The organism is Pseudomonas sp. XP2 (genome assembly GCF_053557975.1).
This window is the reverse complement of the sequence record NZ_JBNRIK010000004.1, coordinates 242,624-256,165: the sequence shown is the minus strand read 5'-3', so window position 1 is coordinate 256,165 and position 13,542 is coordinate 242,624. Positions and strand designations below refer to the sequence as shown.

Annotated in this window: 16 protein-coding genes; 7 read left to right on the top strand and 9 right to left on the bottom strand. The window is 62.5% G+C overall.

Annotated elements, in window-relative coordinates:
- Position 1: 1 nt before the first annotated feature.
- Positions 2–1,009: a zinc-binding alcohol dehydrogenase family protein gene (locus ACK1VC_RS07595; RefSeq protein ID WP_023049280.1), complete on the bottom strand. Its 1,008-nt coding sequence runs from the start codon at positions 1,007–1,009 to the stop codon at positions 2–4.
- 288 nt (positions 1,010–1,297) lie between these two features.
- Between ACK1VC_RS07595 and ACK1VC_RS07590 the strand changes: the two genes are divergently transcribed.
- Positions 1,298–1,435: a PSPA7_2676 family Cys-rich small protein gene (locus tag ACK1VC_RS07590; protein WP_305728981.1), complete on the top strand. Its 138-nt coding sequence runs from the start codon at positions 1,298–1,300 to the stop codon at positions 1,433–1,435.
- 9 nt (positions 1,436–1,444) lie between these two features.
- A complete protein-coding gene (gene ku / locus ACK1VC_RS07585; RefSeq protein WP_016486256.1) occupies positions 1,445–2,281 on the top strand; it encodes a non-homologous end joining protein Ku in 837 nt (278 codons plus the stop codon).
- 32 nt (positions 2,282–2,313) lie between these two features.
- Here ku and ACK1VC_RS07580 read toward each other — a convergent pair whose 3' ends face one another.
- The 4 genes from ACK1VC_RS07580 to ACK1VC_RS07565 are packed head-to-tail and all read right to left on the bottom strand — an operon-like array spanning position 2,314 to position 4,681.
- Positions 2,314–2,781: a DoxX family protein gene (locus ACK1VC_RS07580; protein ID WP_023049279.1), complete on the bottom strand. Its 468-nt coding sequence runs from the start codon at positions 2,779–2,781 to the stop codon at positions 2,314–2,316.
- 10 nt (positions 2,782–2,791) lie between these two features.
- A complete protein-coding gene (locus tag ACK1VC_RS07575) occupies positions 2,792–3,547 on the bottom strand; it encodes an HvfC/BufC N-terminal domain-containing protein (protein ID WP_016486258.1) in 756 nt (251 codons plus the stop codon).
- A complete protein-coding gene (gene bufB, locus ACK1VC_RS07570; protein ID WP_016486259.1) occupies positions 3,544–4,377 on the bottom strand; it encodes an MNIO family bufferin maturase in 834 nt (277 codons plus the stop codon). The genes ACK1VC_RS07575 and bufB overlap by 4 nt, the downstream gene beginning before the upstream one ends.
- A gap of 16 nt (positions 4,378–4,393) precedes the next feature.
- On the bottom strand, positions 4,394–4,681 hold the full coding sequence (locus ACK1VC_RS07565; RefSeq protein ID WP_016486260.1) for a BufA1 family periplasmic bufferin-type metallophore: 288 nt from the start codon (positions 4,679–4,681) through the stop codon (positions 4,394–4,396).
- Positions 4,682–4,865: 184 nt separating this feature from the next.
- Between ACK1VC_RS07565 and ACK1VC_RS07560 the strand changes: the two genes are divergently transcribed.
- On the top strand, positions 4,866–5,450 hold the full coding sequence (locus ACK1VC_RS07560) for a sigma-70 family RNA polymerase sigma factor (RefSeq protein ID WP_016486261.1): 585 nt from the start codon (positions 4,866–4,868) through the stop codon (positions 5,448–5,450).
- The gene (locus tag ACK1VC_RS07555; RefSeq protein ID WP_096425970.1) at positions 5,440–6,081 is read left to right on the top strand and encodes a DUF1109 domain-containing protein; all 642 of its coding nucleotides are present in this window, start codon (positions 5,440–5,442) and stop codon (positions 6,079–6,081) included. The genes ACK1VC_RS07560 and ACK1VC_RS07555 overlap by 11 nt, the downstream gene beginning before the upstream one ends.
- 67 nt (positions 6,082–6,148) lie before the next feature.
- Here ACK1VC_RS07555 and ACK1VC_RS07550 read toward each other — a convergent pair whose 3' ends face one another.
- The gene (locus tag ACK1VC_RS07550) at positions 6,149–6,967 is read right to left on the bottom strand and encodes a helix-turn-helix domain-containing protein (protein ID WP_023048292.1); all 819 of its coding nucleotides are present in this window, start codon (positions 6,965–6,967) and stop codon (positions 6,149–6,151) included.
- A 267-nt stretch (positions 6,968–7,234) separates the two neighbouring features.
- Positions 7,235–8,308 carry an NAD(P)-dependent alcohol dehydrogenase gene (locus ACK1VC_RS07545; protein WP_191087540.1) on the bottom strand — a complete coding sequence of 358 codons (1,074 nt, stop codon included), beginning with the start codon at positions 8,306–8,308 and terminating at the stop codon, positions 7,235–7,237.
- A 199-nt stretch (positions 8,309–8,507) separates the two neighbouring features.
- Here ACK1VC_RS07545 and ACK1VC_RS07540 point away from each other — a divergent pair, with 199 nt between their 5' ends.
- Positions 8,508–9,434 carry a universal stress protein gene (locus tag ACK1VC_RS07540; protein WP_060516701.1) on the top strand — a complete coding sequence of 309 codons (927 nt, stop codon included), beginning with the start codon at positions 8,508–8,510 and terminating at the stop codon, positions 9,432–9,434.
- Positions 9,435–9,460: 26 nt separating this feature from the next.
- Here the strand turns inward: ACK1VC_RS07540 and ACK1VC_RS07535 are convergent, their stop codons facing one another.
- Both ACK1VC_RS07535 and ACK1VC_RS07530 read right to left on the bottom strand, forming a co-directional pair.
- Positions 9,461–10,009: a GNAT family N-acetyltransferase gene (locus ACK1VC_RS07535; RefSeq protein ID WP_095114953.1), complete on the bottom strand. Its 549-nt coding sequence runs from the start codon at positions 10,007–10,009 to the stop codon at positions 9,461–9,463.
- 483 nt (positions 10,010–10,492) lie between these two features.
- Positions 10,493–11,062: a GNAT family N-acetyltransferase gene (locus ACK1VC_RS07530; protein WP_016486268.1), complete on the bottom strand. Its 570-nt coding sequence runs from the start codon at positions 11,060–11,062 to the stop codon at positions 10,493–10,495.
- Positions 11,063–11,411: 349 nt separating this feature from the next.
- On the opposite strand from ACK1VC_RS07530, the gene ACK1VC_RS07525 reads away from it, so the two are divergent.
- Both ACK1VC_RS07525 and ACK1VC_RS07520 read left to right on the top strand, forming a co-directional pair.
- A complete protein-coding gene (locus ACK1VC_RS07525; protein ID WP_016486269.1) occupies positions 11,412–12,089 on the top strand; it encodes a thermostable hemolysin in 678 nt (225 codons plus the stop codon).
- A complete protein-coding gene (locus ACK1VC_RS07520) occupies positions 12,079–13,542 on the top strand; it encodes an AMP-binding protein (RefSeq protein WP_191087541.1) in 1,464 nt (487 codons plus the stop codon). Before ACK1VC_RS07525 ends, ACK1VC_RS07520 begins: the two co-directional genes overlap by 11 nt.

Genomic DNA, 13,542 nt, shown 5'->3' with positions numbered 1-13,542 from the left:
GTCAGAAACCTTCCAGGACGATTTTGCCGCGTGCTTTTCCACTCTCGATCATGGCGTGGGCGCGCTTGAGGTGCTCGGCATTGATCGTACCGTAGTGCTCGCCGAGGGTGGTTTTAAGCACGCCATCATCGACCAGCTGCGAAACGCGATCGAGCAGTTGATGCTGTTTGATCATGTCTTCGGTCTTGTACAGCGAACGCGTGAACATGAGCTCCCAGTGCACTGACAGTGACTTGCGCTTGAGCGGCATGACATCCAGTTGCGCCGGGTCGTCGATCAACGCGAGCTTGCCTTGTGGGCGAAGCACCTCCACCAGTTGCGGGAGGTAGGTGTCAGTGTGGGTCAGGCTGATGACGTAATCGACCGGGCCCAGCTTGAGTGCTTCCAGCTGGGGCGCAAGCGATTCGCGGTGGTCGATCACGTGATGGGCTCCCGCTTCCTGAACCCAGGCCTGAGTCTCGGGCCTGGAGGCGGTGCCAATCACCGTGAGCTGTGTCAGCTTGCGGGCAAGTTGAACCAGAATCGAACCAACCCCGCCGGCAGCACCGATCACCAGAAGGCTCTGGTTCTTGCCACCGTTTTCTTCAACGCCCAGGCGGTCGAACAGCAGTTCCCAGGCGGTAATGGAGGTCAGCGGCAAAGCGGCGGCGCTTGCGTTGTCCAGGCTGCGAGGCTTGTGCCCGACAATGCGTTCGTCCACCACATGCAGTTCGCTGTAGCTGCCAGGACGGTCAATGGCACCGGCGTAGAAAACCTCATCGCCCGGTTGGAACAACGTGACCTGCGGCCCTACCTCGCGGACCACGCCAACTGCGTCCCAACCGAGCACTTGTGGTTGCTCGCCACCACGGCTTGCACGGATCTTGGTATCAACCGGGTTGACGGCAATTGCCCTGACTTCGACCAGCAGATCACGGGCACCTGGCTGTGGCGTGGGCAGTTGCGCGTCATACAGCGATTGTGGGTCCTGGATCGGCAAACCGGGCTGGGTGTAAACGACTGCCTTCATTGGCGCTGCCTCTTGGGGATGCGAAAAGTGGGTTCAGACTATCCGTTTCGATTCACACAAAAAACCGCCTGAATGGAGTAAGACTTTCTCGCTTGCAATGAAAATGGTGCGCAGCACCCGAGACGGGGGATGGCCGCTGCTCTGCATCCTCGAGCACGTCTGCTTCAATTGCCGATCCCTGCGTTCTTCACCCTGTGCTGCAAAGGGCGCATCCAGACTAAACCTTCGCCCGTGCCGTCAGTCAGTTCCAGTAAGGGGTCCGTCCACTGAGACCTTGGGAGGTGGCTGATGAAACTGCTGTGCTTGTTGCAGGGTTGCCAGTGGCACTGCGTGCCGAACCATGAACCGGGCGAGCTCCAATGCCAGTGTTGCCGGCGCTGCGGCGCCGTGCGCCATCGGCGGGCCGTCACACTGTCAAAGGCATAGGAGGTCGACATGGCGCGGGCCATCTGGAAAGGTGCAATCAGTTTCGGGCTGGTGCATATCCCCGTTTCGCTCAACGTTGCGGTGAGCTCCGAGCGGGTGGATTTTGACTGGCTCGACAAGCGCAGCATGGAGCCTGTGGGCTACAAACGGGTGAACAAGGTCACCGGCAAGGAAATCGACAAGGACAACATCGTAAAGGGCGTGGAGTACGAGAAGGGCCGCTACGTGGTGATCAGTGAGCAAGAGATCCGCGACGCCCGACCGGAAGCGACCCAGACCATCGATATATTCTCGTTCGTGCAGGCGGGCGAAATTCCGCTGCAGCACTTCGACACCCCCTATTACCTGAGCCCCGACCGCCGCGGCGGCAAAGTCTATGCACTGCTGCGCGACACGCTGGAGAGCACCGGCAAGGTTGCACTGGCCACCGTCGTGCTGCATACGCGCCAGCACCTGGCGCTGCTGCGGCCACTGGAAGATGCCTTGGTGCTGATTACCCTGCGCTGGCCTGAGGAGGTACGCGGGGTGGAAACCCTTGAGCTGGACAAGAGTGTGACCGATGCCAAGGTCGACAAGCGCGAACTGAGTATGGCCAAACGCCTGGTCGAGGACATGAGTGGGTCATGGGCGCCGGATGAGTACCATGATGCGTTTCGACAGACCATTCTCGACCTGGTGGAAGAAAAGGCCAGCAAAGGCAAGATCGAGACGGTGGATAAAGGGGAGGGCAAGGGCGTGGAAAAAGGCGCGGATATCCTCGACCTCACCGAACTGCTCAAACGCAGCCTCGGCGGCAAGCCAAAGGGCGGCAAGCCTGCCGCCAAACGGCCCCGCAAGGCTTCATGAAGGTGGATCCCCCTGGCATCCGACAGAGGAGCTCAACGCAGTCCTATTGCCCGATCCAGTGACAACGCACCGGCTCCTCGTGCGATCAACAGTAGCAACAAGGCTGCCCACGTGAGATGTGTCGGCCAGGCGTCCGGGTAGACGAACACTTCGATCACCGTGGTCATGCCCAGCAGGGCCAGGGCCGACAGCCGGGTGAACAGGCCAAGCACCAGCAACAACGGGAACAGGTGTTCCGCATAGGTTGCCAAGTGGGCCGCCAGCCACGGTGACACCAGCGGCAGGGCATATTCGCTCTGGAACAGGTCATAGGTACTGGGTGTGATGCTGAGAAACCCTTCGACCTTGGTGCGGCCGGACAGAAAGAAGGTCGAGGCGATGGCCATGCGCGCCACCAGGCACAGCACGTTGTCGCTGAGCAGTTGCTGTGCACGGTCGGTGAGGTGGTTCCAGCGTTGGCGCAGGCTCTTGTCGGGGCGGGTGACGTGGATGGTGTCCATGGTGCTTCCTTCAGGCGAATGCAAGTGGACGAAAGGCCTGGGCTGCCAGCAGCCGGCCGAGCAGGTCGGTGAAGTCCAGGTCGGGTTGACTCGCTTGTGCAATCAGTGAGGCCTGCGCCAAAGGCAAACCTTGGGCGCATGCATCGAGAAAGGCGCAGCCGCCGACCTCCAGTGCCTGCAGGGCAACACCTTCGTCGGTGCCGCTTAATACCGCACCCTCGGCCACCCATGGGTGGTCATTCGGCCATGGCTGGCCTTCGCGGCTGTACCGCCACAGGCTGAAGGCCGGGTGCTGCGCGAACCAGCGCCAGCGCACGCTGCTGCGCGGCGCCAGGTAACTGTTGGCCAGGTCGGCAGCTGTCATGCCGGCCAAGTCTGCAAGTGCAAGGCAGGGCTCGCGGGGGGCGCTGAACACCTCGCACCAGGCGTAATCCAGGCGTGCCACGTCGGCCAGGTACGGCAGGCCGTGCTGGGCCTGGATCTGTTCAAGAAAGTCGGCGAACGCCGCGCCATAGTGGATCAGCCTTGGGTCGTCGGGGGGCGTGGTTTTCGCATAGGCCGCAGCGGCATCCTGCATCCAGGCCGGGCCTGTCAGCGCTTCGACACTGGGGAAGTTTGCACGCAGGGCATCGGTGCAACCCGCCAGCACAGTATTGCGATACACCGCGAATGCAGCATGCTGGGTCAGCGCGGCCAATTGCGGGGCCGGGCGGTGATACAGCGCTTCGACGAAGGCGGCCTGAAACTGGCCAAGGGAAAGCGTCATGGGCGTACTCCTGCCTGATCGAGCAGTGCCTGAGCGGTACCGCGTTCGGCCAGCAACTCGGTGAACGCCGGCAGGTTGCCGTCACGCTCGATCAACGTCGGGCGCGGGCCGATGCGGGTGATCAACTGCTGGTACAAGGCCCAGACCGGTGCGGCGATGGCGGCGTCATGGGAGTCGATCAGCAGGCTGGCCCGGGCGTCGTGGCTGTGGCCAGCCAGGTGTATTTCAGTGATGGCCTGGGCCGGGAACCTCGCCAGGTAGGCTGAAGCGTCGAACCCGAGGTTGTGGGCGCTGACGTGCACGTTGTTGACGTCCAGCAACAGGCCACAGCCCGTGCGCCGCGTCAGTTCGGCCAGAAAGTCGATTTCGTCCCAGTCGTGCCCTTCCATGGGCAGGTAGTGGCTGGGGTTTTCCAGCGAGATGCTGCGCCCCAGCGCATCCTGTGTGCGCTGTACATTGTCGCTGATACGGACCAAGGCCTCGTCGCTGCGGGGGAAGGGCAGCAGGTCGGGGAGGTATTGCCCGTTCCAGCTTGACCATGCCAGGTGCTCCGAGACCAGCGCCGGCTGCACCTGGTCGACAAGCGCCCGCAGGCGGCGCAGGTGTGTGTCATCCGGCGCGGCGTCCGCCGCGAGCGACAGCGCAACACCGTGCAGCGACAGCGGATGGTGTTCGGCTATGCGCTGTAGCCAGGCCATGCGTGGGCCGCCGAGCATGTAGTTTTCCGGGTGTACTTCGAACCACAGCCCATGGGCCCGGCACGCCCAGGCCTCGGCATAGTGGTCAGCCTTCAGCCCAAGCCCGGCACCTGAAAGGTAAGTCCCGTTCATGATCGGCGGCCTGTGCTCAGGACTTGAGCGGGGTCAGTGAGCCCATGCCGTTGGGCGTCTTGATGGAGGTGCAGGTACCTGCGGGAACGTTCTTCCAGTGCATGCCGTCGTAGTCCATCTTGGCACTGCCTGCGCAGCTGGTGCCGGCGCCGGCCTTGCAGTCGTTCTTGCCAGCCATGGCGACGCCGTAGCATTTTTCCATGGCGGCACCGGTGGTGGCTGGTTTGGTCGCATCGGCAGCCTGGGAAATACCGGCCAGCGAAGCCAGGGCGAGCGCGGCAGTGGCGAGGGCGAGGGTTTTCATGATGTATCTCCGGGAAGTGGGGCCGTGGTGGTTTACCGGCGGCTCATGGAGTAGTTCGCAGCCTGGGTTGAACGGGTTACAGCAGCTGCAAAATTTTTTTCCGGCGGTGCGTCAGTCGCCTACCGTATGAAGGCGACACGGGTTGAATGGAAAACTTTCACGCTCGATGTAACCGGGGAGGCTGATGGCACGAACTAATACTCAGCAGGCGCTCAGCGCGCGCGAGGCCCAGTTGCAGGCTTTGCTGCTACAGGGGCTGGCGGGGGACGCGGCGGCCTATCGGGCGTTCCTGGCGGCGCTGGCGACGCATGTGCGTGGCTTTCTGCTGCGGCGGCTGTGGCAACGCCCCGCTGATGTCGAAGATTTGCTGCAAGAGGTGTTGCTGGCGGTGCACAACGCCCGCCATACCTACGAGGCACAGCAACCGTTGACCGCCTGGGTGCAGGCCATTGCCCGCTACAAGCTGGCGGACCACTATCGCAGCTACGCTCGCCACGGTGCGTTGCACGAGGAGCTGAACGATGAAAGTGATCTGTTCGCGCCCGGCGAGGAGGAAGTGGCCCAGGCGACACGTGACCTGGGCAAGCTCCTGGAGCGATTGCCAGCGCGCCAGCGGCTGCCCATCGTCCATGTCAAACTGGAGGGGATGTCGGTGGAAGAGACCGCGCGCATGACCGGTCTTTCCAGTTCGGCGGTGAAAGTGGGCATCCACCGGGGCCTCAAGGCACTGGCCAAACTGATTGGAGGCAAGGGCAAAAATGAAGACTGATGACTTGATTGCCCTGCTGGCGGCCGGGGAAGGGCCGGTGAGCCGTCACGCACCGGCGCGGCGCTTGGTGCTGGCGCTGGTGGGCGGCGGATTGGGCGCGGTACTGCTGACGGTGGCCATTTTCGGCGTGCGCGGTGACCTGGCGCAGGTGGCGCACACCCCGCTGTTCTGGGCCAAGCTGGCCTTGCCCGGCAGCCTGGCGCTGCTGGCACTGTTGCTGACTCAGCGGCTGGTCAGGCCGGGGGTGAACGGGGGGCGGCTGTGGGGCCTTATGGGGCTGCCGCTGCTGCTGGTCTGGCTGGGTGCGGCGGTGAGCCTGCTGGGCGCGCCGGTGGATGCCCGGGCGGACCTGCTGCTCGGGCGCACCTGGCGCACCTGCCCGCTGAACATTACCTTGCTTTCGGTACCCACCTTAATCACCGTGTTCTGGGCAATGCGCGGCCTGGCACCCACCCGCCTGCGACTGGCGGGTGCTGCAGGAGGCTTGCTTGCGGGTGCCACCGCAACGTTGGCTTATTGCCTGCATTGCCCGGAGATGGCTGTGCCGTTCTGGGGGCTCTGGTACGTACTGGGTTTGCTGGTGCCGACGGCCTTGGGGGCGGCGCTAGGGCCACGTTTTCTGCGCTGGTGATACCGGTTTTTCGACGCTGGGCCTGCTGGGGTACCGCGTACAGACGTGCTTGCGCCATGGTGGTTTCTCAGTCAGCCTTGACTGGTTTGAGTTCAGCGATGGCATAGCTGCCCGCGGACCCCAGTTCGAGCGCACTCAGTGCTGGCATGTCGAGGATCTCCACCAGCCGCCCCCGCAGGTTGACGATACCCAGCCCGCGCAAGTGAGCGACCGAGCGGCATATGGTTTCCAGGCGTAGCCCGAGGTAGGAGGCGATGTCTTCGCGAGACATGCACAACATGAAACCGTTGGATGAATACCCGCGGCTGACGAAGCGGCGGGAAAGACCGAGCAGGAAACTGGCAAGCCGCTGTTCGGCAGAGAGGTTGCAGAGCATCAGCACGCGCTCATGCTCGCGGATGATTTCCCTGCTCATCAGGCGGTTCAAGCTCTGTTGCAGCGGGGGAAACTCACGCGCCACGGCTTGCAGACGATGATAGGGCACCGGGCACACTTCGCTGTCTTCCAGGGCGATGGCATCACAGACATGAAGCTCGGTGGCGATGGCATCGAGCCCGAGGACGTCCCCCGGCATCCAGAAATTGATGATCACACCCTGGCCTTCGGCGTTGTTGAGGTTCGTCTTGAAGCTGCCTGAGTACACCGAGTACAGGTGACTCAAGGGCACATTTGCGTTGAACAGCGCAGCCCCCTTTCTCACCCGGATGCGAGAGCCGATCAGGGTGCCGAGGTAACGGTTGTCGTGCAGGGGCAGACCCGTGGGCAAGCACAAGTCGTTGACCCGGCACTCATTGCATCGGTATGCCAGGCGTTTCAAATGAAGGGGCAGCGGTTCGCGCGCTGGCACAGGCTGCTCGAGCAGTGGAAAGTCGGTCAGGCCCGACATTTCATGCCTCCTTCGAAGGGCGGAGTGCTGCGGTGGTAATCGTGTTCAGCAAATGAGGCGCGTTCAGCCGGGCGCTCAGCACGCTCACGAACTGCTTGGCTTCAGACGGGTTCGGAAACTCACTCGCCAGTCGTCCATGTGTACCCACCAGCGGTTCTCTTTGGCGCTTTTCTCGATGTAAACGTTCATCGGAACCTCCAGTGCAGGCATGAGCAAGGGACTGCCATTTGATTGGGGGGGGCGTCCTTGCCGACGGCGTGGTGAGGTTCAAGGGGTGATCGCCACCTTCATCACGCCGTCGCGCTGGTTGGCGAACAATTCGTAGGCAGCCTCGATGTCGTCAAGCCGAAACCGGTGAGTGACCAGGGGTGAAACGTCTACACGGCCGCTTGCGACCACCGCCATCAGCCTGCGCATCCGTTCTTTGCCTCCGGGGCACAGTGTGGTCACAATGCGGTAATCGCCAAGGCCCGCAGCGAATGCATCGAGGGGAATTCGCAGGTCGGTGCTGTATACGCCCAGGCTGGACAACGTACCCCCGGGGCGCAGCACGCGCAGCGCCGATTCGAACGTGGTCTGGGTGCCCAGGGCTTCGATGGCCACATCCACGCCACGGCCATCGGTCAGCGCCATGATGCGTTCCACCACATTGCCTTGCTTGAAGTCGACCACGTGCGACGCACCCATTTCGCGTGCCACACGCATGCGGGCCGGCACGCTGTCCACGCCGATGAGGGTGGTGGCGCCCAGCATTTTGGCACCGGCGACTGCGCACAGGCCAATCGGGCCCAAGGCGAATACGGCGACGGTATCGCCGATCGTCACTGCGCCACGTTCTGCACCGGAAAAACCGGTGGACATGATATCGGGACACATCAGCACGTGTTCGTCACTGAGCCCGTCAGGAATGGGGGAGAGGTTGGCCATTGCGTCCGGTACCCGAACGTATTCCGCCTGGCAACCGTCGATGACATTGCCGAGCTTCCAGCCACCGATGGCCTTGAAGCCATGCACGGTATCGGCGCCGTCCTGGGCGCCGCAGCCGCACAGGCAGGCATTGCTGTGGCCGCTGGGGGTGATGGCGCCGGCGATGACGCGTTGCCCTTCATGAAAGCCCCGAACCTCTGAACCCAGTCTTTCGATGACACCCACTGGCTCATGGCCGACGGTGAGCCCTTTTGCCACTGGATACTCGCCACGCAGGATATGCACATCAGTGCCACAGATTGTCGTGGTGCTGATGCGCACCAGCACATCCAAAGGGCCGATCTCGGGGATGGGCTTGTCGTCCAGCACGATGCGGTTCTTTTCGACGAAAATAGCCGCTTTCATGAGCGCCATGGCTAGCCTCCGGGGCATCGCTGATTTTTGTTGGCAACTACAGCCTGCGCCCAAAAAGCGCAAAAGTCTTGATTCGCGTCAATGGCGCGGCACGCGGCGGTAGCCGTTGGTCAGTGCCTTGGGCTTTTGATAAACATCAAACCGGGCAAACGCACCTGGCAGATCATCAAGGTACTCATCGAGCCCGCAGAGGTGTGCCATGACCAACCCGCAAAGACTTCTTCTCATTGCTTCGCCCTTGATGCGCCGCACACCGGTCTATGACCGTGCAGCTGCGCTGGCCAAAGCCAAGGGCATGCCATTGCACATCGTCGCCTTCGACTACCTGGAGGGTCTTGCCACGGCCGGCCTGGTCAACGAACAGGCCTTGGCGGTCATGCGGGAGGGCTATGTGCAGCAACACCGTGAATGGCTGGAAACCCAGGCATTGTCGATGCGCCGCAACGGCGTGACGGTCACCATCGAGGTGTTGTGGGTGCAGCGCCCGCTGGACGAGATCCAGGTGCACCTGCGTGAGCAGCCGTTCGCCATGCTGATCAAGGGGCTTGAGCATGAGCCATGGTGGATGCGGGCAATGTTCACCTCGCTCGACGTCCAGTTGTTGCGCGACACCCGTTTTCCGTTGCACCTGGTCCACAACGCCAGCAATGCCCTGCCGCGCCGGATATTGGCAGCAGTTGACCTGTCGCGCCCGGAGGATCAGTTCGAAGGCTTCAACGACCACATCATCAGTGAAGCGCTCAAGCTGGCCTTGCAATGCAACGCCCAGATCGAGCTGCTGTATGCCTATGACATGGGCGCCATGTACCTGAATGCCGAAGACAACCGGGAACATTCGTTCCTGTTTGATTCCAACCTGTCACGCACACTGCACGAGGCCCAGGCCGACGCCTTCCAGGCATTGGCCGAACGTAACGGGATCCCCGCCGAGCACCGCCACATGCGGGTGGGGGACCCGACCAAGGTGCTCGCGCTGTTCATGGACAGCAATGACATCGATGTGCTGGTGATGGGGAGCTACCACCATCACGGCATCGGCTGGTTCATCGGCAGTACGGCCGAGCGGATCCTGCATCGGCTCAGCAGCAGTGTGCTGGTGATCTCGCCCGAGCATTCGCAAGGTTGAAGTACGAGGCCCGCAAGGGCCTTGTTTCAGGCACGCAGGTCAAGCTCATGGAGGATTTCGCTGACATCGCCGCCCAGGTAGCGGGCGGTGAACCCCAGCGCCTTGGTCAGCCGGTGCATGGCGTAATTGCCAGACAGGTCCCTGGACACCATGCACTGGTAACCATTGCGCCGAGCCGCTGCTATCAGGTGCTGCAGCAACAGCTTGGCCAGCCCTTTGCGCTGCCATTGCTCGCCAACAGCGACGGCGCATTCGCAATTGTGGCTACCCGGGATCGCCGCATAGCGGCTTACGCCAAGCTGATGCAGCTGGCCGTTTTCATGGGCCAGCGCGACATACGCCATGCGCTGGTGGCTGTCGATCGGCATCAACTGCGTATCCAGGCTGGGCAAGCCACCGCTGAGCCCGGCGATAAAGCGAAAGCGCCGGGCCTCGTAGGTAATTGTGCTCACAAAGCGTCTGTCCCGTTCATGATCGTCAGCGCGCAATGGGCGAATCAGCACAGCTGTGCCGTCAGCAAGGGTGTCTATCCAGTACTCGCTATTGCCTGGGTCTTGGAACAGCTGCTTGTTCATGGGGCCTCCAGAGGGCGTGATCAACGTGGCTGTACTGGTTGTACCGTGAGGCGTCGGTCCGGTTCTGACATTGATCAAGTTGGTGGGCGGCTGATGACTTTCTGATCTGCAACAAACCCGATATCGACCCACACTCGGCGGCCTTGCGCAGGCACATGCCAGCGGCGCGGCGGTGCATATCCTTGGGCTGTTCGAACCCCGCGCAGAGCATGTGTTACGCGAGGCAAGGCTGAATGAAGCCGAGGCACAGCGCCAATTTGAGCACTATCGTGATTAGCTCGAGGGGTTGGCAGCACGGCACCGGGCCAGCGGTACGTGTCTGACTGTGCGCTAGCACCGCACCGGAGTTTTTCAAGGACCTGCAAGCAAGGGCAAGGCTCAACGGCTGGGCAAAAAGGCCCGGGGAGGGGCGACCGTAGCCGATGGGCGGCAGTGTCAGAGGCACCTCGGCCTGCTGCCGGAGGCCACTGCCGCGGCATTGCCTCAGGCCAGCGAAAGCTGGTGAATCAGCTGGCTTGGGTCATCCGGATCTCTGGCGCTGGTAAACCCCGCTGCCTGAGCCAGCTCGCGCATTGCCACATTGGCCGCAGCGTCCATGGAATACATGTGTCGCAGGCCCTGGGCGCGTGCGTGATCGATCAGGTGCTGGAGCAGCAATGTGCCCAAACCGTGGCGCTGCCAGCTATCGAGCACGGTGACAGCACACTCGCAATCTTCACCACCGGGGCTGGTGGCGTAACGGGCAATACCGACTTCCTGCAGTTCGCCGTCGACATGGGCGAGGGCGACATAGGCCATGTGCTGGTCCTGGTCAACGACCATCAATTGATCCAGCATGGCTTCGCCAGGCTCCTTGAGCTGGCACAGGAAGCGGAAGTGGCGCGACTGTGGCGACAGGCGTTCGATGAAGTTCCTTTCGCGCTGACGGTCTTTGGGCTGCAAAGGCCTGATCAGCACATGGGTGCCGTTGTCGAGCGCTTCGATCCAGTGTTCGCCGGCCGTGGCAGGAAATGACGCTGCGGCATGGGGGCGGGGTGTTTCGGCGGATGCCATGGCAAGCCTCCTTACGTGATGGGGTGTACACAGGAGGTTCAGTTTCGACGCGTCGCCTTGTGCGCGCTTGACAGTTGTCAATTACCGGGCTGGTAGGGTCACGCTTCGCTACTTGGTCTTCCCGTACTTTTGCATTTCCAGAAAGGCCGGTAATGGCCATCGCGTCGGTTCTACGCTTGAACAGCACCGGGTGATTGATAAAGGTCAGTCGGTGGCCGCTCTTGTCGCGCTGGCTTCTGTCTCCAACGATCAGCACGCGCCCTGCGACCAAGGTCGAAGCCCTGACTTCAGATTCCCTTCAGATTGACCACTGATACTCACCCCATCAAGCCCAAACGGGGGGAGTTTCATGACCCAGTCTCAGTGGAGCAGCCTGCTCCCACTGCCTATCGGCAGCCACGTCGACCATCACGCCCACTTGTCGCTTCATCTGCACAAGGACCCTGGCCGCGATGAGCTGGAGCACTTCATTCATCAGTGTTTTGCCAACGTACACCACGCTGATGTGCACCATTACCTGCCCGAACTGCTGGCGCTGCACGACAGTCATGGCCGGCTGATTGCCGCCGCAGGCTTGCGCCCGGCCAGCAGCGGGCCGCTGTTCCTCGAACATTATCTGGATGAGCCGCTGGAAGCCGCAGTTTCGCGGGTAGCGGGCTGCCCCCTTGAGCGTGAGTGCATGGTCGAAGTGGGCAACCTGGCCTCGCTCAGTGCCGGTAGCGCGCGAATCATGATCATAGCGGTGACCTGGCTACTGGCTACACGGGGCCTGAAGTGGGTGGCGTTCACCGGCGCGACGACACTGATCAACAGTTTCCAGCGCCTGGGGTTGGTGCCGTCGGTGCTGGCGTCGGCCGACCCGGCCCGGCTGAATGGGAAGTTGGACCACTGGGGTACCTATTACGCTCAACACCCACAAGTCTATGCCGGCAGCATCGGCCATGGCTTCGATGCCTTGAGCAAGGCTGGGGTGTTCCAGCGCTTGGGGTTGCCAACCGCCTTTCAGGAGACTGGCCATGCCGCATGAACTGGAGCGCTTTCATCAACTGCTGGTCACGTTTGCCCGCGATCACGGTGACGCCGTGGCCGTGCAAGGGGCGACCGAGCGCTTCACCTACAGGCAGTTGCTGGCCGAAGTGGGGTTGCGCATTCACAGCTTGCGCACGTGTTCGCCAGGCCCGCTGGTACTGGCCCTGGATAATGGCCCGCAGTTGCTGTTCTGGGATTTGGCGGCGCTGTTTGCCGAACGCCCCTGTGTAATCGTGCCGTCGTTTTTCAGTAGTGCCCAGTTCAGCCATTGCATCGAGCAGAGTGGTGCCAGCCATGTGCTGTGCGACCCGCAATGGCATGGGACGCTCGGCGAGCTGGGGTTCGCTCAGCAGGACGTGTTCTGGGTTCGCGAGGCTCAGCCTGCTGCCGCGCTGCCTGCCGGTACCGCCAAGATCACCTACACCTCTGGCAGCACGGGCAAGCCCAAAGGCGTGTGCCTGTCTGTAGAGGCTCTGTTGCGTGTCGCCCGGGAACTGGAGGTGGCCAGCCGGCCCAGTGAACCTCAGCGTTACCTGGCGGTGCTGCCGCTGGGTGTGCTGTTGGAAAACCTGGGTGTCTACGCCGCCTTGATGGCCGGGGCAAGTGTGTTGCTGTACCCCCAGGCGCAACTGGGCATGGGCGGTGCAAGCCAGGTCGATTTCAAGCGCTTGCTGGGGGCCATCGCCCTGAGCGGTGCGCAGAGCCTGATTCTGGTGCCGCAGCTGTTGATGGGGCTGATCACTGCTATCGAGCGCGGGCTGATGCGGGTGGGGGCGTTACGGTTCGTTGCGGTTGGCGGTGCCCGGGTGGCGCCCAGCTTGCTGGCCCGCGCTGAAGCGATCGGCCTGCCGGTGTTCGAGGGCTATGGTTTGTCCGAGTGTGCTTCGGTGGTGGCCTTGAACCGGCCAGGCGCAACCCGCCGCGGCAGTGTCGGCAAACCGCTGCCCCATGTGCAGGTGCGTATCGCCGAGGACGGGGAGGTACTGGTGGCGGGCTCGGTGCTGCTCGGCTATCTGGAGGAACCACCCGTCTGCGATAGCTGGTGGGCCACCGGCGACCTAGGCCATTTCGACGAGGAGGGCTACCTGTACCTCGATGGCCGCAAGAAACACCAGTTCATCACCAGCTTCGGGCGCAACGTCAACCCGGAATGGGTGGAGGCCGAACTGACCCAGAGCGGCGTGATCGCCCAGGCGTTCGTGCATGGCGAGGCCCTGCCAAAGAACCTGGCATTGCTCTGGCCGCTGGACCACGCTACCCCCGATACCCTCATCGACCAGGCCGTGCAGCAGTGCAATGCCTTGCTGCCGGACTACGCCAGGGTCCATGCCTGGCGTCGCCTGCCGTGCCCCTTGTCCAGTACCGACGACACACTGACCGCCAATGGCCGCCCGCGCCGCGAGGCCATCCTGCGGCGTTACCACTCCCTGTTATCCGACATCCCGTTGTGA

Coding starts and splice junctions, on each gene's coding strand:
- ACK1VC_RS07595 (WP_023049280.1), bottom strand. CDS start 1,009: ATGAAGGCAGTCGTTTACACCCAGCCCGGTTTGCCGATCCAGGACCCA.
- ACK1VC_RS07590 (WP_305728981.1), top strand. CDS start 1,298: ATGAAACTGCTGTGCTTGTTGCAGGGTTGCCAGTGGCACTGCGTGCCG.
- ku (WP_016486256.1), top strand. CDS start 1,445: ATGGCGCGGGCCATCTGGAAAGGTGCAATCAGTTTCGGGCTGGTGCAT.
- ACK1VC_RS07580 (WP_023049279.1), bottom strand. CDS start 2,781: ATGGACACCATCCACGTCACCCGCCCCGACAAGAGCCTGCGCCAACGC.
- ACK1VC_RS07575 (WP_016486258.1), bottom strand. CDS start 3,547: ATGACGCTTTCCCTTGGCCAGTTTCAGGCCGCCTTCGTCGAAGCGCTG.
- bufB (WP_016486259.1), bottom strand. CDS start 4,377: ATGAACGGGACTTACCTTTCAGGTGCCGGGCTTGGGCTGAAGGCTGAC.
- ACK1VC_RS07565 (WP_016486260.1), bottom strand. CDS start 4,681: ATGAAAACCCTCGCCCTCGCCACTGCCGCGCTCGCCCTGGCTTCGCTG.
- ACK1VC_RS07560 (WP_016486261.1), top strand. CDS start 4,866: ATGGCACGAACTAATACTCAGCAGGCGCTCAGCGCGCGCGAGGCCCAG.
- ACK1VC_RS07555 (WP_096425970.1), top strand. CDS start 5,440: ATGAAGACTGATGACTTGATTGCCCTGCTGGCGGCCGGGGAAGGGCCG.
- ACK1VC_RS07550 (WP_023048292.1), bottom strand. CDS start 6,967: ATGTCGGGCCTGACCGACTTTCCACTGCTCGAGCAGCCTGTGCCAGCG.
- ACK1VC_RS07545 (WP_191087540.1), bottom strand. CDS start 8,308: ATGGCGCTCATGAAAGCGGCTATTTTCGTCGAAAAGAACCGCATCGTG.
- ACK1VC_RS07540 (WP_060516701.1), top strand. CDS start 8,508: ATGACCAACCCGCAAAGACTTCTTCTCATTGCTTCGCCCTTGATGCGC.
- ACK1VC_RS07535 (WP_095114953.1), bottom strand. CDS start 10,009: ATGAACAAGCAGCTGTTCCAAGACCCAGGCAATAGCGAGTACTGGATA.
- ACK1VC_RS07530 (WP_016486268.1), bottom strand. CDS start 11,062: ATGGCATCCGCCGAAACACCCCGCCCCCATGCCGCAGCGTCATTTCCT.
- ACK1VC_RS07525 (WP_016486269.1), top strand. CDS start 11,412: ATGACCCAGTCTCAGTGGAGCAGCCTGCTCCCACTGCCTATCGGCAGC.
- ACK1VC_RS07520 (WP_191087541.1), top strand. CDS start 12,079: ATGCCGCATGAACTGGAGCGCTTTCATCAACTGCTGGTCACGTTTGCC.